Origin of the sequence: Microvirga rosea, from assembly GCF_020595095.1 — a bacterium.
In the GTDB taxonomy this organism is placed as follows: domain Bacteria; phylum Pseudomonadota; class Alphaproteobacteria; order Rhizobiales; family Beijerinckiaceae; genus Microvirga; species Microvirga rosea.
This window is the reverse complement of sequence record NZ_JAJDOP010000001.1, coordinates 732742-750340: the sequence shown is the minus strand read 5'-3', so window position 1 is coordinate 750340 and position 17599 is coordinate 732742. Positions and strand designations below refer to the sequence as shown.

Annotated in this window: 17 protein-coding genes; 9 read left to right on the top strand and 8 right to left on the bottom strand. The window is 61.9% G+C overall.

Going from position 1 to position 17599, the window contains the following annotated elements:
- The first annotated feature begins 67 nt into the window (after positions 1 to 67).
- From LJD17_RS03565 to LJD17_RS03530, 8 genes are all read left to right on the top strand, one after another.
- Positions 68 to 1273 (top strand): ABC transporter substrate-binding protein, encoded by a 1206-nt coding sequence (locus LJD17_RS03565; RefSeq protein ID WP_227382755.1) that lies wholly within the window; start codon positions 68 to 70, stop codon positions 1271 to 1273.
- A 55-nt stretch (positions 1274 to 1328) separates the two neighbouring features.
- Positions 1329 to 3176, top strand: a complete 1848-nt coding sequence (locus tag LJD17_RS03560; protein WP_227382754.1) for an ABC transporter permease — start codon at positions 1329 to 1331, stop codon at positions 3174 to 3176.
- The gene (locus LJD17_RS03555; RefSeq protein ID WP_227382753.1) at positions 3173 to 3946 is read left to right on the top strand and encodes an ABC transporter ATP-binding protein; all 774 of its coding nucleotides are present in this window, start codon (positions 3173 to 3175) and stop codon (positions 3944 to 3946) included. Before LJD17_RS03560 ends, LJD17_RS03555 begins: the two co-directional genes overlap by 4 nt.
- Positions 3943 to 4653 (top strand): ABC transporter ATP-binding protein, encoded by a 711-nt coding sequence (locus tag LJD17_RS03550; RefSeq protein WP_227382752.1) that lies wholly within the window; start codon positions 3943 to 3945, stop codon positions 4651 to 4653. Before LJD17_RS03555 ends, LJD17_RS03550 begins: the two co-directional genes overlap by 4 nt.
- Before the next feature lie 147 nt (positions 4654 to 4800).
- Positions 4801 to 5115 (top strand): 2Fe-2S iron-sulfur cluster-binding protein, encoded by a 315-nt coding sequence (locus LJD17_RS03545; RefSeq protein WP_227382751.1) that lies wholly within the window; start codon positions 4801 to 4803, stop codon positions 5113 to 5115.
- Positions 5116 to 5198: 83 nt separating this feature from the next.
- Positions 5199 to 6242, top strand: a complete 1044-nt coding sequence (locus LJD17_RS03540) for an NAD(P)/FAD-dependent oxidoreductase (protein ID WP_227382750.1) — start codon at positions 5199 to 5201, stop codon at positions 6240 to 6242.
- A gap of 63 nt (positions 6243 to 6305) precedes the next feature.
- Positions 6306 to 7544: an allantoate amidohydrolase gene (locus tag LJD17_RS03535; RefSeq protein ID WP_227382749.1), complete on the top strand. Its 1239-nt coding sequence runs from the start codon at positions 6306 to 6308 to the stop codon at positions 7542 to 7544.
- The gene (locus LJD17_RS03530; RefSeq protein WP_227382748.1) at positions 7541 to 7978 is read left to right on the top strand and encodes a GNAT family N-acetyltransferase; all 438 of its coding nucleotides are present in this window, start codon (positions 7541 to 7543) and stop codon (positions 7976 to 7978) included. The genes LJD17_RS03535 and LJD17_RS03530 overlap by 4 nt, the downstream gene beginning before the upstream one ends.
- On the opposite strand, the gene LJD17_RS03525 is transcribed toward LJD17_RS03530, so the two are convergent.
- From LJD17_RS03525 to ugpB, 6 genes are all read right to left on the bottom strand, one after another.
- On the bottom strand, positions 7975 to 8496 hold the full coding sequence (locus LJD17_RS03525; RefSeq protein WP_227382747.1) for a GNAT family N-acetyltransferase: 522 nt from the start codon (positions 8494 to 8496) through the stop codon (positions 7975 to 7977). The genes LJD17_RS03530 and LJD17_RS03525 overlap by 4 nt on opposite strands.
- Positions 8497 to 8953: 457 nt before the next feature.
- Positions 8954 to 10585 carry an HAL/PAL/TAL family ammonia-lyase gene (locus tag LJD17_RS03520; protein WP_227382746.1) on the bottom strand — a complete coding sequence of 544 codons (1632 nt, stop codon included), beginning with the start codon at positions 10583 to 10585 and terminating at the stop codon, positions 8954 to 8956.
- Positions 10586 to 10725: 140 nt separating this feature from the next.
- Positions 10726 to 11802, bottom strand: coding sequence for a sn-glycerol-3-phosphate import ATP-binding protein UgpC (locus LJD17_RS03515; protein ID WP_227382745.1), 1077 nt, complete (start codon positions 11800 to 11802; stop codon positions 10726 to 10728).
- 102 nt (positions 11803 to 11904) lie between these two features.
- Complete coding sequence (ugpE, locus tag LJD17_RS03510; protein WP_227382744.1) at positions 11905 to 12750, bottom strand: sn-glycerol-3-phosphate ABC transporter permease UgpE; 846 nt, start codon at positions 12748 to 12750, stop codon at positions 11905 to 11907.
- Entirely contained in the window at positions 12750 to 13631 is an 882-nt protein-coding gene (gene ugpA, locus LJD17_RS03505; RefSeq protein ID WP_227382743.1) for a sn-glycerol-3-phosphate ABC transporter permease UgpA, read from the bottom strand. Before ugpA ends, ugpE begins: the two co-directional genes overlap by 1 nt.
- A 121-nt stretch (positions 13632 to 13752) precedes the next feature.
- Positions 13753 to 15063 (bottom strand): sn-glycerol-3-phosphate ABC transporter substrate-binding protein UgpB, encoded by a 1311-nt coding sequence (ugpB, locus tag LJD17_RS03500; protein WP_227382742.1) that lies wholly within the window; start codon positions 15061 to 15063, stop codon positions 13753 to 13755.
- Between the two features lie 208 nt (positions 15064 to 15271).
- Between ugpB and LJD17_RS03495 the strand changes: the two genes are divergently transcribed.
- Entirely contained in the window at positions 15272 to 15949 is a 678-nt protein-coding gene (locus LJD17_RS03495) for a hypothetical protein (RefSeq protein ID WP_227382741.1), read from the top strand.
- Between the two features lie 6 nt (positions 15950 to 15955).
- On the opposite strand, the gene LJD17_RS03490 is transcribed toward LJD17_RS03495, so the two are convergent.
- Together LJD17_RS03490 and LJD17_RS03485 are read right to left on the bottom strand one after the other, a co-directional pair.
- Positions 15956 to 17161, bottom strand: a complete 1206-nt coding sequence (locus LJD17_RS03490) for an NAD(P)/FAD-dependent oxidoreductase (protein WP_227382740.1) — start codon at positions 17159 to 17161, stop codon at positions 15956 to 15958.
- Positions 17158 to 17586 carry an Lrp/AsnC family transcriptional regulator gene (locus LJD17_RS03485; RefSeq protein WP_227382739.1) on the bottom strand — a complete coding sequence of 143 codons (429 nt, stop codon included), beginning with the start codon at positions 17584 to 17586 and terminating at the stop codon, positions 17158 to 17160. Before LJD17_RS03485 ends, LJD17_RS03490 begins: the two co-directional genes overlap by 4 nt.
- Positions 17587 to 17599: the final 13 nt, after the last annotated feature.

The window sequence follows — 17599 nt, the reverse complement described above, 5'->3', positions numbered from 1 at the left end:
TTGAGGCTTTCTTCCGGACCAGAATAGCCCTACACCCACGCTGGTCCTACATTGCAGGTGACGACAGATGGCGAAGACATCGATGACCCGCTGGCTCGCTCTCGGACTGGGGCTCGCGCTCGCAGCTCCGACCGTTCAGGCGCAGCAGGCCCCCATCCGGATCGGTGAGCTGAACTCCTATAGCAAATGGGCCGCCTTCACCGTCCCGTATCGCCAAGGCTGGCAGCTGGCGGTCGATGAAATCAACGCCATGGGAGGCGTGCTCGGCCGCAAGATCGAGATCATCTCCCGCGACGACGGCGCGACCACGGGCGACGCGACGCGGGTCGCGGAAGAGCTGGTGACCCGAGAGGGAGTGTCGTTCCTGTTCGGCTCGTTCCTTTCGAATGTCGGCGTCGCCATGGCGGATTACGCCAACCAGAAGAAGATCCTCTACATCGCCGCGGAACCGCTGACCGACGCCATCACCATGGCGCAGGGCAACCGCTACACCTTCCGCGTCCGTCCCAGCAACTTCATGCAGGTCGGGATGCTCGTGGACCAGGCCAAGGCCTCGGGGGCGAAGCGGTGGGCCATCGTGGCTCCGAACTACGAATACGGCCAATCGGCCGCCGAGGTGTTCAAGCGGCTGATCAAGGAGCGCGTGCCGGGCGCCGAGATCGTCGCCGAGCAATATCCGGCCCTGGGAAAGATCGAGGCCGGGGCCACCGTGTCGGCGATCGAGCAGGCAAAGCCCGACGGCATCTTCAATGTGACCTTCGGGCCGGACCTGACGCAGTTCGTGCGCGAGGGCAATTCCCGCGGTCTTTTCGAGGGCAAGACGGTCCTGTCGCTGCTGACGGGTGAACCGGAATGGCTGCTTCCCCTCAAGGACGAGATTCCGGAGGGCTGGACCGTCACCGGGTATCCCTGGGACGAGATCAAGGATCCGAAGCACAAGGCTTTCGTGGACACGTACCGGGCAAAATACAACGATACGCCTCGCCTCGGCTCGCTCTTGGGCTACGTGGTCGTGAATATGATTCGCGACACGATCGAGCGTGCGGGTTCCGTGGAGACGGAGGCTCTGGTCAAAGCCCTGGAGGACGCCAAGTTCGACACGGTGATCGGTCCCGTGACCATGCGAGGCCTCGACAACCAATCCACCATGGGCGCTTGGGTCGGCAAGCTGGTGCTCAAGGGAGCCACGGGCGGTATGACGGAGTGGAAATACAACGATGGGGCGTCGTTCATGCCCTCCGAAGCCGAGGTGAAGGCGACCAGAAAGGACTGACCGGTCCATGGCTGCGCGCGCGTTTGCGCTTCCGTTCAGGGCAGGCTGATCCTTGATGGACCTGTCCTTTATTCTGATTCAGGCGCTGAACGGGCTTGCCAGCGCCTCATCTCTCTTCATCACCGCCTGTGGCCTGACCCTCGTGTTCGGCGTGACGCGGATCGTTAATTTCGCCCATGGCTCGCTCTACATGGTGGGCGCCTACACGGCTGCGACCCTTGTGCCGCGCCTCCTCGAAATGTCCTATGGGCCGGCGACTTTCTGGGCCGGCATCGTCCTATCGGCCCTGGTGGTGGGACTGATCGGCATTCTGCTCGAAATCCTGCTTCTTCGTCGCATCTATCGCGCACCGGAACTCTTCCAGCTGCTGGCCACGTTCGGCGTCGTTCTGGTTTTTCAGGATCTCGTGGTGCAGATCTTCGGCCCGCAGGACATCCTCGGCCCGCGCGCGCCCGGATTGCGCCAGCCGATTGAAATTCTCGGCCGTCGGTTTCCATCCTACGAGCTTGCACTGATCATCGCGGGCCCGATCGTCCTCGGAGCCGTCTGGCTCCTTTTGCGCAGGACGCGCTTCGGAATCCTGGTCAGGGCAGCGACTCAGGACCGGGACATGGTGGCGGCCCTCGGCGTCAACCAGGCGCTCCTCTTCACCGGGACGCTGTTCTGCGGCGCCTTTCTCGCAGGACTTGGCGGCGCCCTGCAGATTCCGCGCGTCGCAGCGAATACCGGAATGGACCTTTCGGTCATCGCGGAATGCTTCGTGGTGACCGTCGTAGGCGGCATGGGAAGCGTGCCGGGCGCGTTTCTCGCCGCGCTCATCATCGGACAATTGCAGGCTTTCGGGATTCTCATTTTCCCCAAGAGCACGCTTGTGGTCGTCTTCCTGCTCATGGCCCTGGTGCTGGCCATCAGGCCCAACGGGTTCTTCGGACGGCCGGAAGCGACAGGCGGATCTCATGTGGTGGGGATCGCAAGCCGCGCTCCGGTCCGCTCCGGCCCTCTTTTGATGATCGCCGTTCTCGTGGTTCTGGCCGCGCTTCCGCTGATCGCGGATCCCTACCTCCTCAAGGTGGCGACGGAAATCCTGATCCTTGCCCTGTTTGCCTTCAGCCTTCAGCTCCTCATCGGAGTGGGAGGCCTCGTGAGCTTCGGCCATGCGGCCTTCTTCGGGTTGGGAGCCTATGGGGCAGCGCTCGCCGTCAAATGGCTTGAGGCATCCATGTTTGTAGCCGTTCCGTCCGGCCTCCTGCTCGCCGGAGCCGGCGGGGCACTCATCGGGGCCTTTCTCGTGCGGCTCTCCGGGATCTACCTCGCCATGATGACCCTCGCGGCGGCGCAGATCCTGTATGCGGTGGCCTTCCAATGGGTTGATGTCACCGGAGGCGACAACGGCATTATCGGTGTCTGGCCCCCCGCATGGGCCGGCCCCCGGGCCATTTATTATCTTCTCACCCTTGCCGTAACGGCGATCGCCCTGTTCGGGCTCACGCGTCTCATCGATGCGCCTTTCGGCTATGCCCTGCGGGCCGCCCGCGACTCGGAGCCCCGGGCCGAGTCCATCGGCCTTGCAGTCCGCCGCCATCGCTGGCTGGCCTTTGTCGCTGCCGGCGCGGGGGCCGGACTGGCCGGCGCCCTGTATGCCTTTTCTCGCGGCTCGGTGGATCCGAGCCTGCTGGGAATCCCGACCTCCGTCGATGCGCTTACGATGCTGCTTCTGGGCGGCATACAGGCCCTCACCGGCCCGCTGGCGGGAGCGGCGGTGCTGCACGCCCTTCGGGATTGGATCATGCCCCTGACGCCTTTCTGGCGCTTGCTTCTGGGCTTGAGCATTATCACCATGGTGCTGATCTTTCCACGTGGCCTCGTCGGCACCGTCTTCCATGGACGGGAGGAGCGGGCATGACCCTGCTCGAGGCAAAAGGGCTGAGAAAAGCCTTCGGCGGCGTCGTCGCCGCGCGCGATGTCAGCCTGACGGTGGAGCGGGGCGAGATGGTCGCGTTGATCGGCCCGAACGGGGCCGGCAAATCGACCGTGTTCAACATGATCGGCGGACAGCTCCGCGCCGATGCGGGAAGCGTTCTTCTCGACGGCGTCGCAATCACCGATGCGACGCCCCAGGATCGCTTCAGGAAAGGGATCGGCCGCACCTTTCAGGTCGCCCAGGCTTTCCTGTCGATGACGGTTCTGGAAAATATCCAGATGGCCCTCATCAGCCGTCATCGGGAAGCCTTACGGCTCTGGACGCCGGCGCGGGAACGCTACCGGGAGGATGCCTTGCAGCTGCTGGCTCAGGTCGGCATGGAGGGGACCGCCAACCGATCCTGCGCGGAACTTGCCTACGGGGACGTCAAACGGGTGGAACTCGCCATTGCGCTGGCCGGAGACCCCAAGCTGATCCTGATGGATGAGCCGACAGCCGGCATGGCGCCCGCCGAGCGCTCCGCCCTGATGGAGCTGACCGACACGATGACCCGGTCCCGTCGGCTGGGCGTGCTGTTCACGGAGCACGACATGGATGTGGTGTTCGGCCATGCGGACCGTGTGCTGGTGCTGCTGGGAGGCCAGATCATCGCCTCGGGCCCTCCGGAGGAAATCCGCCGGAACCCGAAGGTTCGGGAAGCCTACCTTGGGGATACGCATGGCTTGCGCCCCCTCCTGACGAGCTCTCCATGAACCCCCTGCTCGATGTTTCCGGGTTGAAAGCGTCATACGGGCGGGCGCAGGTGCTGTTCGGCCTCTCCTTTCAGCTGGAGCCTGGAGAGGTCACCGCCTTGATCGGCCGCAACGGCGCCGGGAAGACGACCACCCTCAAGGCCATCGTGAGCCTGATCCCGGCCCAGGCCGACCGCCTGGTCTTCAAGGGGCACCCGATCTCCGGCCTTTCGACCTACAGAATCGCGCGCCTGGGATTAGGGTATGTGCCGGAGGACCGGCGGATTTTCACCGACCTGACCGTCGAGGAAAATCTTGAGGTCGGGCGGCAAGGAGCCCGCCCGGGACGCTCACCCTGGACGCCCGAACGCCTCTTCCGGCTTTTTCCCAACCTCGCGACGATGAAAAGGCGGCGGGGCAATGAAATGTCGGGGGGCGAACAGCAGATGCTGTCCATCGCCCGGACGCTGATGGGCAACCCCGACGCCATTCTCTTGGATGAACCCTCCGAAGGCATCGCGCCGGTCCTCGTTCAGGCGATGGCCGAAGCTGTGCGCGCCATGAAGAGCGAGGGCGTGGCGATCCTCCTGTCCGAGCAGAATTGGGCCTTTGCCGCGGCCGTAGCCGACAAGGCTTGCGTGATCGAGCGGGGCGAGATGCGCTACCAGGGTCCTATGGCCGATTTCATGAACGACGAGGCCTTGAGACGTCAGACCCTGGGCGTTTGAAGACCGTTACCCTCCCGGCCCTGCGACAGTTTCGAGGAAGTCCCGCCGCCAAGCGTTGACTGACGGGCCCAAAGGGCCGATATCCAGCCCGTCCGGCACAGCCTGTGCCTGATATGCCTGTCGAATTATCCAAGGAAATTCCCCTTCATGGGCGTCATCCACGTGACCGATCGCTCCGGCCAGCGCCATACCCTTGAGGCCTTAGAAGGCTGGCGGGTGATGGAAATCATCCGGGATTGGGGCCTGCCGATCGAGGGTCTCTGCGGCGGCGCCTGCGAGTGCGCGACCTGCCACGTCTTCGTCGCGGAGGAATGGATTCCGAAACTCTATCCACCGACCGAGGAGGAAGAGGATCAGCTCGATACGGTGGTTACCCAGCCCAATTCGCGCCTGTCCTGCCAAATCCTCTGGACCCCTGACCTCGATGGCTTGGAAGTGACCCTGGCTCCCACGGGGAGCTGATCCCGGTTCACTCCGGTCAAGCCTGCCGCATTGCCAAAAGCGGGAGACCGTGCTTTTCGAAGGTCTCTCGAAGGAGCCTGTTCATGACTGACAATATCGAAACGGACGTCGTCATCATCGGTGCGGGGCCTGTTGGCCTGTTCGCCGTATTTGAACTGGGCCTCCTCGATATCAAATGTCACCTGATCGATATTCTGCCGAAAGTCGGCGGCCAATGCGCCGAGCTCTATCCCGAAAAACCCATCTACGACATTCCCGGCTTTCCCATGGTCACGGGTCAGGGCCTCGTCGACAATCTGATGGCCCAGATCGAGCCGTTCCATCCCACTTTCCACCTGAACGAGATGGTGGAGAGCATCGAGGCGCTGGGAACGCCCGAAGCCCCTCTCTTCCGTGTGAAGACCTCCGAAAACGACACGACCTTCATCTGCAAAGCCATTCTGATCGCCGCCGGCGGCGGTTCGTTCCAGCCCAAGAAGCCGCCGATCGACCATATCGAGGCCTATGAAGGCACCGGCGTGTTCTATGCCGTGCGCCACATGGAGATGTTCCGCGACAAGCGCATTCTGATCGTCGGAGGCGGTGACTCGGCTCTGGACTGGACGGTGAATCTCCAGCCGCTTGCGAAACGACTCACGCTGCTGCATCGCCGCGACGCCTTCCGGGCCGCGCCCCATACGGTGGAGAAGATGCGCACGCTCGTCGCGGCTGGCGATATGGACCTTCATCTCGGCCAGGTGACGGCCCTGAAAGGCAAAGCGCCCGTGCTCGAGGGCGTCACCATCAAGAAGGACGACGGCTCCACCTTCGACGTGGCTTGCGATGTCGTGCTGCCCTTCTTCGGGCTGACCATGAAGCTTGGCCCCATCGCCGATTGGGGTTTGAACCTTCACGAGAATCTCATTCCCGTGGACACGGAAAAGTTCGAGACGAACGTTCCGGGGATCTTCGCGATCGGTGACATCAACACCTATCCGGGCAAGCTGAAGCTCATCCTGTCGGGCTTTCACGAGGGTGCGCTCGCGGCTCAGAAGGTGCATCGCTACGTATACCCGGAAAAGAAGCTGCTCTTCCAATACACGACATCATCCACGAGCCTGCAGAAGAAGCTGGGCGTCGCCGCCTGATGTGACGAGGCCGGAGAAGCTTTCGCTTGCGTAGTTCTCCGGTTCCTGAAACTCTTCGGCCTCATGACGAACCGCTCCGATCTGACCCTCGGCCGCCGTACGATGGCGATGCTGGATGAACTCGCCCGATACAGCGACGATCCGCAACGGCTGACGCGCCTCTACCTGTCAAAGGCTCATCGCGCGGCAGCGGAAGCCACATTGCGGATGATGCAGGAGGTCGGGCTCGACAGCCATATCGACCCGCTCGGGTCAGTGGTTGGCCGCCTCGCAGGAAAAGCCCCCCAAGCACCGGCATTGCTGATCGGCTCGCATATCGACTCCGTCATCGATGCCGGCCGATATGACGGGACCCTCGGCGTTGTCCTGGGTCTTGTTGTCGTCGAAGCCTTGAGGGAGGCCGGCATCGTTCCCACCTGCCCGATCGAGGTCGTGGCTTTCGGGGATGAGGAGAACGCGCGTTTTCCGACCAATCTCTCCACCTCCTATGCGTTCTCGGGCAACTACAAGACCGAGTGGCTTGAAAGCGCCGACGAGCATGGCGCGATCTTGAGAGACGAGCTGGTACGGTTCGGAGGAAATCCTGGAGGCATCGCAGGGATCAAACGCGATCCTGCAGCCTATCGCGGCTATATCGAAGTTCATATTGAACAGGGTCCCCAGCTCGAAGCCGCAGAGCTTCCCGTCGGTCTCGTTTCCGCCATCAACGGCGTCACCCGAGCTCGGGCCACTGTCATCGGCGAAGCGGGCCATGCAGGAACCGTTCCCATGGCCATGCGGCGCGACGCCCTCGCCGCCGCAGCCGAAATGATCGCAGCGGTGGAGCGCGCGGGGGCCATCCGGTCCGATACGGTTGCAACCGTGGGCGTCACGAAGGTGCAGCCCGGGGCGGTCAACGTCATTCCGGCACGTGTGGATTTTACCCTCGACGCCCGTGCTCCCGACGACACGGTACGGCACGGCATGGTCACCGATCTGCTCGATGAATTCACGGGAATCGCCCAGAGGCGCGGTGTGACGTTGACGGTTGAACCCTTCATGGATTCTCCAGCGACCGCAATGGACAAAACTCTCTTGGGCGTGCTGGAAAATTCCGTCAGGAGCCTTGGCGTCGCTCCTCTCCATCTGGCTTCCGGCGCCGGTCACGATGCCGTCGCCATGGCGGCACTCTGCCCGGTGGCGATGCTGTTTGTTCGCTGCAAAGGCGGCATCAGCCACAATCCGGCGGAGTCGATCACACTCGAAGACGGCGATATGGCCGCGCGCGTTCTGCTGGATGCGGTCAGGACGCTCGTTTCTTGACCTGCGATCTTGAACTGATCGCATCGCCGGATGTGGCCATTCACGATTTGATTCAGGAGCAGCTGCGTGACTTCAATCGCACGATCCTGGCCCCAGGTCTTCCGACCGAGGATCTCGCCATCGTCATCCGGGGGTCGGAACAAGGGCTCATCCTTGGCGGTCTTTGGGGGCGCACCGGACGGGGATGGCTTTCGATCGAACTGATCTTCGTGCCGGAAGACCTTCGCCACAATGGCATCGGCAGCCGTCTGATCGCTCTTGCGGAAACGGAAGGCCTCAAACGTGGATGTCATTCCTCATGGCTTGACACACTCAATCCTCAGGCTGCTGCTCTCTACGAACGGCTGGGATACGAGAGGTTCGGCGAACTGAAGGACTTTCCCGCCGGGAACAGCCGGATCTTCTTTCAGAAATCACTGAAGCCGAACGATTAGACGCGACGTCTCCAGTCTTCTGAGAGAATAGCCCAGCGTTCATGATCGCGCCATTCGCCGCCGATTTTGAGATATCGTGGTGAATAACCCTCGTGCCGAAAGCCCAGCCGTTTCGCGAGAGCGAGGGACGGTGCATTGCCAGGCTGGATATTCGCCTCGAGCCTGTGCAGCGCGAGCTGATCGAACGCATATAACACAACGAGTTCAACCGCTTCTCGCATCAGGCCCTGCCCTTGCCAGCCGGCCATGCCGTAATAGCCGAGATAGGCGCTCTGAAAGAGACCGCGGACAATCTCGTTGATGTTCACAACTCCGATGATCCGGCGGCCTTGCAGCTCTCGCGCGATGAAGCCGACGGACCTGTCGCCATCGCTGCGTGCGAGATAGGCGTGGAATGACGCTGCATCACGACACGGATAGACCCACGGTTCGTGCACCGCAATGCTGGCGAGGTTCGCAGCCACGAGCTCCACACCATCCGATGCGGAAACGGGCGCAATGACGACACGAGGTTGCATTCTCTGACGGATCCTTTCCTGGAACCTTAACTGCGCGACGTCGTTGTTGTTCGTTCGTCACCATAACATATCGAAGGATCGGATTATGCGAGCCATTATCCTCCCGGCTTTCGCCGCTGCTCTTGGATTGGGTTTCTTTGCTGCACCCGAAGCACAGGCCCGCTTCAATGGAGCTCAGGTGCAGGCTCCCTCTCTTGTGGAGGACGTCGCTTGCGTCACGCGTCGCGTGCGGTCGGTTCGACCGAACGGGCGTGTTGTGTATCGTACCGTGCGGGAATGCGGCCCGGGCATCGGCCGTCCCGGAGTTGGACCGTGCCGCATGGTTCAGGAACGCGTTTACCGCCCGAACGGAAGTGTTGTGTACCGCACCGTGCGGCGCTGCCGATAATCGAAGCGTTTCATATCGAAGCGTTTCATGGAGAAAGGGCCCGGATGACCGGGCCCTTTTTATTGTGCTCTATTCCAAAGTCCCAATGGCGGCTTCGACCGTATCCACCACGTTGCCGGAGCGAACGAGCGCAAGCGCCTGGTTCATCTCAGCCGCATACCACCGGTCGCCGTCGAGTGCGGGTGGGATCACGGCGCGAATAGCCTCCAACGCCGCAGCGGAGCCCTTGCCGATGGGATATTCCTTTGCCAGCGGCTCCACGAGCGTGAGCGCCTGAGCGGCCATCAACAACTCGCCGGCGACGATCTGTTCCACGTTCTCGACGATGGTGCGCGCCTTTCGCCCACACCATGTGGAATTCGAAACGTGATCTTCGGCATTCGACTTGCCCGGAATGGAGTCGACAGAACCGGGCGTGGCCAAGCCGCGATTTTCCATGACCAGCGCCGACATCGAACACTGCACTGTCGCGAACCCCGTATTCAGGCCCCGTTTGCCCGCCAACAGATTGCGGGGAAGGCCGTAAGACATCGTGGGATCGATCAAACGTGCGAGGCGGCGCTCGGAGATTGCGCCGAGGTCCGCCATGGCGATGGCCAGCAGATCCATGGCCTGCGCCACGTATTGGCCGTGGAAGTGACCGCCGGAGATCGAAACGTAACCACCCTGTCCGTCATCGAAGATGAGCGGATTGTCCGTGGCGGAGTTCATCTCTGTCCCGATGATGCGTTCGACGTACTCCATCGCCTCGACCGCGGGACCGTGAACCTGGGGGGTGCAGCGCAGGGAATAGACATCCTGTACGCGGGGTGGGGCCGCGGCGCCGGGCTGGCGCGCTTCATCTGGAAAAACAATGTCCCGCGCCACTTGGGAGCACCGCTTCGTTCCATCGAGAATCCGCAGCAGATTGCGGGCAACCCGCGCTTGGCCGGGATGAGGCCGCGCTTTGTGGACCCGTGGGTCGAAAGCCGCCAGCTCACCGCGCATGGCCTCGAGTGAGAGGCACATGGCGATGTCCGCATGCTTCAGGAGACGCCGCGCGTCGTGAGCCGCGAGAGCCCCGAGCGCGAGCGACGTGGTCGAGCCGTTGATGAGAGCGGAGGCGTCCTTTGCCCCAAGGTCGAAATCGGGATCGAAGCCGGCCTTCGCGATCGCCTCTCTCGCGGGCATCCGCCTTCCCCGATAGATCATCTCGGCCTCGGCAAAGCCGCAAACGGCGCCAGCCATGTGGGCAAGCGGGGCCAGATCGCCCGATGCGCCGACCGATCCCTTTTGAGGAATGACGGGATGCAGGTTCGCGTTCAGGAAATCGAGCAGACGTTCCACAAGCTCGACGCGAGGACCGGAATAGTTGGACGCGAAGGCGTTCGCCCGCAGCAGCATCATGGCCCGCGTCACGTCTTCCGCGAACGGCTCTCCGACTCCCGTCGCATGGGCATAGACGGTTTTGCGCTGATAGGCCGCCATGTCGGCGATCAGGACCCGTTGGTCCTTGAACAGGCCGACACCCGTATTGAATGCATACATGAGAGGGGCGTCGTCATGCATCCAGTGGCGGTCGATATAGTCCCGCGTGGCTGCGATCCGCTCCCGTGCCTGCGGGTGAAGGGTCGCCTTTTCAAAGCGCCCCTTATCGTTGGGACGCGCCACACGCACCACATCCCGGATCTTGAGCTTCGCTCCGTCGACCTTGACCGTCATGCCTCATCCTCGCCTTTCAACGAGGCATAACGGTGCTGTTTCCCCGGCGCAACCGAAAGCAAGGGACGGGCCGGAGGAGGGATTGCCGCGGCAGAGATCCCGCGGCCCTTATGTGACCTTGGCCTTAAACCCCGGCCCTGTTAGACGCGGCCCAGACGCTTGGTCGTCTGCGGGTCGAAGAGATGCACGTTGCCCGGCTCCACGGTGAGGGTGAGGCTTTTCGCGTCGGCGGCGATCTGGCCGGTCGAAGCCTGCACGACGAAATCGGCACCTGCCACTTTTCCATGGAAGAGCTGGGTCGCGCCGAGTTCCTCGACAAAGTCGACGTCCATGGTCAGCGCGCTGGCGCCGGCTGTGCCCGCCTGCACGTCCTCGGGGCGCAGCCCGACTTCAATGGCCGTCCCCGGGGCGAGACCATCGCGCATGTCCGTGACGGCAATGATCTGGCCGCCGACGGAAACCCGTCCGGGACCCTCGACCTTGCCGGGAAGGATGTTCATGGGCGGCGAGCCGATGAAGGTCGCGACGAAGCGGGTCTCGGGACGGCGGTACACCTCGGAGGGCGTGCCGACCTGCTCGATCTGCCCGCCGCTCATCACCACAAGCTGGTCGGAGAGCGTCATGGCCTCGACCTGGTCGTGGGTCACATAGATCGACGTGACGCCAAGGGCCCGCTGCAACCGCTTGATTTCGACACGCATCTGCACGCGCAGCTTCGCATCCAGATTCGAGAGAGGCTCGTCGAAAAGGAAGACCTGCGGCTTGCGGACGATCGCGCGTCCCATGGCGACGCGCTGGCGCTGGCCACCGGAAAGTTGACGGGGTTTACGCTCCAGGAAGTTCTCGATTGCCAGGATCCGCGCGGCTTCCTTGACGCGCTTTTCGATCTCGGGCTTCGGCGTTCCCCGGTTCTTCAGGCCGTAGGCCATGTTGTCGTAGACGCTCATATGCGGATAAAGCGCATAGTTCTGGAACACCATCGCGATATCGCGATCTGACGGCTCGACCTCGTTCACCACACGGTCACCGATCTTGACGGCGCCGCCAGAAATCGTCTCGAGACCCGCGATCATCCGCAGAAGTGTCGACTTGCCGCAACCGGACGGCCCCACCAGCACGCAGAACGATCCGTCCTTGATGCCCAGGGATACGCCCTTCACCGCTTCGACGTTCCCTGCATAAATCTTCCGTACCGTATCGAGCGTTACGCCTGCCATCGTCTCAATCCTTCACGTCGCTCGTGCGGCTCATCGGGCACGAGATGTCATTTCCGTCTAATCCGATCTCCCGAGGAGGGAGACTGCCCAAGGGGCGCACCATTACTTCTCTGTCTCGACCAGGCCCTTCACGAACAGCCGCTGCATGAACACGACCACCAGAACGGGCGGCAGCATGGCAAGCACGGCTGTCGTCATGGCAATGTTCCATTCAGCCAGCGCATCCTGCGAATAGGTCAGCTTCTTGATGCCGATCACGATCGTCTGCATCGACGATTTGGTCGTGATGAGCAGAGGCCACAGGTATTGATTCCAGCCATAGATGAACTGGATGACGAACAGAGCGGCAATCGTCGTGATGGACAATGGGATCAGCGTATCCTTGAAGAACCTGAAAGCACCCGCTCCGTCGATCTTGGATGCTTCCAGCAGCTCGTCCGGAATCGTCATGAAAAACTGACGGAACAGGAGCGTGCCGGTCGCGGAGGCGATCAACGGAAGGATAAGTCCCGTATAGGTATCCAGAAGTCCGAGATCCGCCACGATCTTGTAGGTTGGATAAATGCGAACCTCGACCGGCAGCATCAGGGTGATGAAGATGATCCAGAAGGCCGTCATCCGAAGCGGAAACCGGAAATACACGACCGCGAAAGCGGATAGAATCGAGATCACGATCTTTCCGACCGCGATGCCCATCGCCATGATCATCGAGTTGAACATCATGATGCCGACCGGCTCCCGGGAGGTCGCTCCCCCGAAGAACAAGGTCTGGTAGTAGTTCTCGGCCGCGTGCGGGCCGGGAACAAGCGGCATGTTGCCGTTGATGATGGTTGCCACGTCGAAGGTCGAGGCCAGAATCGCCAGATAGACCGGGAAGGCGACGATAACGATGCCGATGGTCAGCACCAGATACGCGGCAATATTCCTGTAGCGCCGATTTTCGACCATCAGTACTGCACCTTGCGCTCAACATAACGGAATTGAATGGCGGTCAGCGCGATCACGATGATCATCAGGATCACCGACTGCGCTGCGGAGCCGCCGAGGTCGCCGCCGAGGCGTCCATCCGCATAAACCTTGTAAACCAGTGTCGTGGTCTGTCCTGCCGGTCCGCCCCCGGTCACCGCGTCGATGATGCCGAAGGTGTCGAAGAACACATAGACGATGTTCACCACGATCAAGAAGAAGGTCGTCGGCGAGAGGAGGGGGAAAATGATCGTCCAGAAACGACGCAGCGGGCCGGAGCCGTCAATGGCCGCCGCTTCGATGACGCTTTTCGGGATCGCCTGCAGTCCGGCAAGGAAGAACAGGAAGTTGTAGCTGATCTGCTTCCAGGTCGCCGACAGGATAAGCAGGATCATGGCATGTGTGCCGTTGAGCATGGGGTTCCAGTCGATCCCGATGACCCGGATCGGGCGCGACAGGGTTCCCATGGTCGGATGGAACATGAAGATCCACAAGACGCCCGCGATCGCAGGAGCGACCGCGTACGGCCAGATCAGCAAGGTCTTGTAGGTTTCGCCGCCACGGAGATTCTTGTCCGCCTGCGTTGCGAGCAAAAGCGAGCAGGCCAGGGAGAACAAGGCGACGAACGACGAGAAGATGATCGTGGTGACCATCGCCCGGTAATATTCGGGTTGCTCGAACAGCAGACGATAGTTCTCGAACCCGACGAACTCCGACGACATGCCGAAGGCATCTTCCATCAGGAAGGATTGCCAGATGGCCTGGGATGCCGGCCAGTAAAAGAAGATGATCGTGATCGCCATCTGCGGCAGGAGCAGCAGATAAGGCAGCGTCCGACTTGAGAAAATCGCTCGTTTTTCCATCGCGCTCAAAATATCCGGTGATGGGCGGCAGATGACGGCATCGACCGGTCTGCGAGGCTGTTCATAAGATCATCCCGGACGGCTTGCGCCGTCCGGGATTTTTCTCGATTGTCGATTGAGTTTAACGGCTGACCGTACGCTCGAACTGACGCAGAAGCTGATTGCCGCGGGAAACCGCCGCATCGAGAGCGTCCTTCGCGGACTTCTGGCCGGCAAGCGCCGCCTCGAGTTCTTCCGACCACACATCGCGCATCTGCACCATGTTGCCGAGACGCAGGCCACGGGAATTCTCCGTGGGCTCCTTGGTCGTCAGCTCGATCAGAGGAGTCTGCAGGACGGGGTTCTTCTCATAGAAGCCCGAAGCCTTGGTCTTCTCGTAAGCCGCCTTGGTGATCGGGAGATAGCCCGATTCCTGATGCAGGCGAGCCTGGCGATCCGTGTCGGACAGGAAGGTGAAGAACTTGGCGATGCCCTTGTATTCTTCCGGCTTCTTGCCGCCCATGACCCACAGCGAAGCGCCGCCGATGATGGAGTTCTGGGGAGCGTCCTTCACATCCGGGTAATACGGCATCGGGACCGAGGTGAAGTCGAACTTCGCATTGGCCTTCACGTTGCCGTAGAAGCCCGACGAGTTCAGGAAGATCGCGCATTCGCCCGAGGTGAAGCGGCCTTCGGAGCGGCTGTCACGGCCCGAATAGTCGTAGGTCTTGTCCTTCTGCAGATCGATCAGCGTCTGAAGATGCTTGGTATGCAGAGGCGAGTTGAATTTCAGCTCCGTATCGAAACCCTCGAGGCCGTTCGCCTTCGTGGCGAGGGGCACATTGTGCCAGGCCGAGAACTGCTCGATCATCGCCCAGGTCGTCCAGGCGGAGCTGAACCCGCAGGTGTTATGGCCGGCGGCCTTCAGCTTCTTGGCGGCGTCGAAGACTTCCGGCCAGGTCTTCGGGATCTCGTTGACGCCGGCCTTCTTCAGCTCGTCCTTGTTGACCCACATGACCATCGAGGACGAGTTGAACGGGAAGGAGAGCATTTCGCCCTTGGCGGTCGAATAATAGCCCGTGATCGTCGGCAGATAGGCGGTCGGCTCGAACTTCTCGCCGGCCTCGGCCATCAGCTGATACACCGGCTTAACCGCGCCCTTGGCGCCCATCATGGTGGCGGTGCCGACTTCGAAGACCTGGATGATATGAGGAGCGTTGCCCGCCCGGAAGGCTGCGATACCGGCGTTCATGGTATCGGCGTAGTTGCCCTTGTAGCTCGGAACGACCTTGTAGTCCTTCTGGCTGGCGTTGAATTCTTCCGCGAGACGATTGATCACGTCATTGTTGGCGCCCGTCATGGCGTGCCACCACTGGATCTCCGTCTGCGCAAAGGCCGAGGTGCTCGTCGCGAAGCCAATGGCCAGCGCGGCGAGGAACGATTTATGCTTCATAACCGATCTCTCCCATATCATCCCATCGGGACGTTGTTGTCGTTCATCACCCCGACGCGAAGGTGGGATGACGGGTTTATGACAAAAACATGACAAGCATAGCCGGCTTCAAAATGGAAGCCCTTTCTTTTGTCAGGCTTAATGGGAAAACCGGGAACGGCCGGACCCGGTATTCGTTGGAAAAACAGTCTTTCACGGAATGGATTCCATGCCCCATTTGGTTACAGCCCTGTTCAAGGACCTCGGTCAGGCTCAACAGGCCGTACAGGCACTGCTCGAAATGGGAGTTGCTCCGTCCCGGATCACGATGGCCGGCCTCCCCAAGGGACGGGAGATCTCATCGATCTCCGGCTTCCGCGATCTTTCTCTCGAAACGGATCTGGCAGGAGAACTCAGGCGACTTTCCCTACCAGAAGACGAGTTCAATGCCTTTGAGGTCAAGTTGAGGGAAGGCTGCGCTCTCGTGGCGGCGCAGGTCGGCGCGGCGGAGCAAGACGAAACCGTTCGCATTCTGGAGATGTTCGGGCCCGACGATTTCGAGGGCACCACCGCGCAAGGCGACAGCGCCGGCACTCAGGGAGGCGGCGATGCCGGGACTCCTCTGGCCGCCGGCATCACAGGCGGGACGGCCGAGGGCATGACGAACACCGGCGCGCTGCCGGGAATGGACGCCCTTACCGGCGGCGACGATCTTGGCACATCGGATCTCAGAGCCGCGGCTCCGTTGGGCGGCGGCACCACCCTCCCGGCCGGACGGTCCGCCGAGGCGCGCGAGGAGCGGCCCGGCGTCAACGAACTGAGCCCGAACGCAACATCGGCGACAGGCCGGACCTTGCTCCGGGACCCGAACCGCAGTGGCCCTGTCCGCTCCTATCGAAGCGGCTGAGCCACGTCAGATCACATTGCGCTCCAGGAGGGGGCGGTTGGCCAGAACGCGCTCATAGCCGAGCTCGGACAGGTCCAGGGTCCGGTACCCGCCGTGAAGGATCAATTCGGCAAGTCCGCGCCCGATCGCCGGGGATTGCTGCAGGCCGTGACCTGAAAAGCCGTTGCAGAGATAGAAGTTCTCCAGGTCGCCGGCCCGACCGACGATCGCGTTGTGATCCAGAAGCGACATGTCGTAAGGCCCAGACCAAGCGCGGCCGGTCTTGATGGCCTCGAAAGCCGGGATCCGGTGGGCGAGAGACGGCCAGATGAATTCCTCGAAGAACGAAAAGTCGATTTCCTGGGAGGACGGATCCTCGTCGTGCCAGTCGGGATCAAGGTCCCTCTCCGGCGATGCGCCGCAGATGAAGCCGTCGCCCTCCGGGCGCACATAAGCTCCCGATGTGTCGATCAGCAGCGGGCAGTTCTCGACCTTGTCGCGGCAGGTAAACGTGAAGACGTACCGCCGCTTCGCCTGGACCGGAATATCGAGCCCGGCCATGGCGGCCACGGACCTTCCCCCGGATCCCGCGCAGTTGATGAGAGCGCCGCAGGCAATCCGTGTGCCGTCGGTCAGCCGGACGGCGACGATCCGGCGCCCTTCCCGCTCCACCTCTGCCACTTCCCCCTTCACGTAGTTCGCCCCGAGGGAACGGGCCTTCTTGCGGAAGGCTTGAAGCAGGCCCCACCCGTCGAACCACCCCTCTCCGCTGCGGCCCCAGGTCCCGGCCGCGAGGTCCTCCACATGGAGCCAGGGAAAGCGCTCGCGCAGCGCCGGAGGGTCCATCAGGAGAATGTCGGCTCCCTCGGCGGTCTGCAGGGCGTGGTTATCCCTCAGGATGCTCGCGCCGGCTTCGGTGGCGCAATAGAGATAGCCGCCCTCCTTGAGGTCGATCTCCGGCCGCTCTCCGTCGACCGCCAGACGCTCGCCGATGTGGCGCAAAAACTGAATTCCATAAAGAGAGATGCGGATGTTCACCGCACTCGAATATTGCTGGCGGATGGAGGCTGCCGACAGGGCGGAAGCGGACAGGCGGTAGGTCGGATCCTTCTCGATCACGACGACGCGCCCCTTGAAGCCCGGATCGGACAACAGGTGAAAAGCCGTGGAGGAGCCCATGACGGCGCCTCCGACGATCACGACATCGGCAAAATTTTCTGCGGGAGAGGTCATCGTTCGAATTTCGTTGAGAGAATGATGGAGGACTGCGTGCGCTCAACTCCCTCTATGGCGCCTATCCTGTCAATGGCCGTATCGAGAGAGGGAACATCCTCAGCCTCTACCACCGCCAGGAGGTCGAATACACCAGCGACGGAATGCAGCGCCCGCAATTCCTGCATGCGTTGCAAAGCGGAAACGACGCTGGCGGAAGCCTTGGGGGCAACCACGATCGTCACATGGGCGCGCACCATGCGACGGGTCACGTCCTCCGCAAGCTTGACCGTGTAACCGACGATGATGCCGCGCCGTTCGAGGCTTTCGACGCGAGCCTGAACGGTCGTGCGCGAAAGATCGAGGCGCCGCGCAGCCTCCGCGTGACCGATACGGGCATTTTCCCGCAAAAGCGCAATCAACGCGCGATCAAGAGCATCAAGCATCACTATGGCCAAT

Coding starts and splice junctions, on each gene's coding strand:
- LJD17_RS03565 (WP_227382755.1), top strand. CDS start 68: ATGGCGAAGACATCGATGACCCGCTGGCTCGCTCTCGGACTGGGGCTC.
- LJD17_RS03560 (WP_227382754.1), top strand. CDS start 1,329: ATGGACCTGTCCTTTATTCTGATTCAGGCGCTGAACGGGCTTGCCAGC.
- LJD17_RS03555 (WP_227382753.1), top strand. CDS start 3,173: ATGACCCTGCTCGAGGCAAAAGGGCTGAGAAAAGCCTTCGGCGGCGTC.
- LJD17_RS03550 (WP_227382752.1), top strand. CDS start 3,943: ATGAACCCCCTGCTCGATGTTTCCGGGTTGAAAGCGTCATACGGGCGG.
- LJD17_RS03545 (WP_227382751.1), top strand. CDS start 4,801: ATGGGCGTCATCCACGTGACCGATCGCTCCGGCCAGCGCCATACCCTT.
- LJD17_RS03540 (WP_227382750.1), top strand. CDS start 5,199: ATGACTGACAATATCGAAACGGACGTCGTCATCATCGGTGCGGGGCCT.
- LJD17_RS03535 (WP_227382749.1), top strand. CDS start 6,306: ATGACGAACCGCTCCGATCTGACCCTCGGCCGCCGTACGATGGCGATG.
- LJD17_RS03525 (WP_227382747.1), bottom strand. CDS start 8,496: ATGCAACCTCGTGTCGTCATTGCGCCCGTTTCCGCATCGGATGGTGTG.
- LJD17_RS03520 (WP_227382746.1), bottom strand. CDS start 10,585: ATGACGGTCAAGGTCGACGGAGCGAAGCTCAAGATCCGGGATGTGGTG.
- LJD17_RS03515 (WP_227382745.1), bottom strand. CDS start 11,802: ATGGCAGGCGTAACGCTCGATACGGTACGGAAGATTTATGCAGGGAAC.
- ugpE (WP_227382744.1), bottom strand. CDS start 12,750: ATGGTCGAAAATCGGCGCTACAGGAATATTGCCGCGTATCTGGTGCTG.
- ugpA (WP_227382743.1), bottom strand. CDS start 13,631: ATGGAAAAACGAGCGATTTTCTCAAGTCGGACGCTGCCTTATCTGCTG.
- ugpB (WP_227382742.1), bottom strand. CDS start 15,063: ATGAAGCATAAATCGTTCCTCGCCGCGCTGGCCATTGGCTTCGCGACG.
- LJD17_RS03495 (WP_227382741.1), top strand. CDS start 15,272: ATGCCCCATTTGGTTACAGCCCTGTTCAAGGACCTCGGTCAGGCTCAA.
- LJD17_RS03490 (WP_227382740.1), bottom strand. CDS start 17,161: ATGACCTCTCCCGCAGAAAATTTTGCCGATGTCGTGATCGTCGGAGGC.
- LJD17_RS03485 (WP_227382739.1), bottom strand. CDS start 17,586: ATGCTTGATGCTCTTGATCGCGCGTTGATTGCGCTTTTGCGGGAAAAT.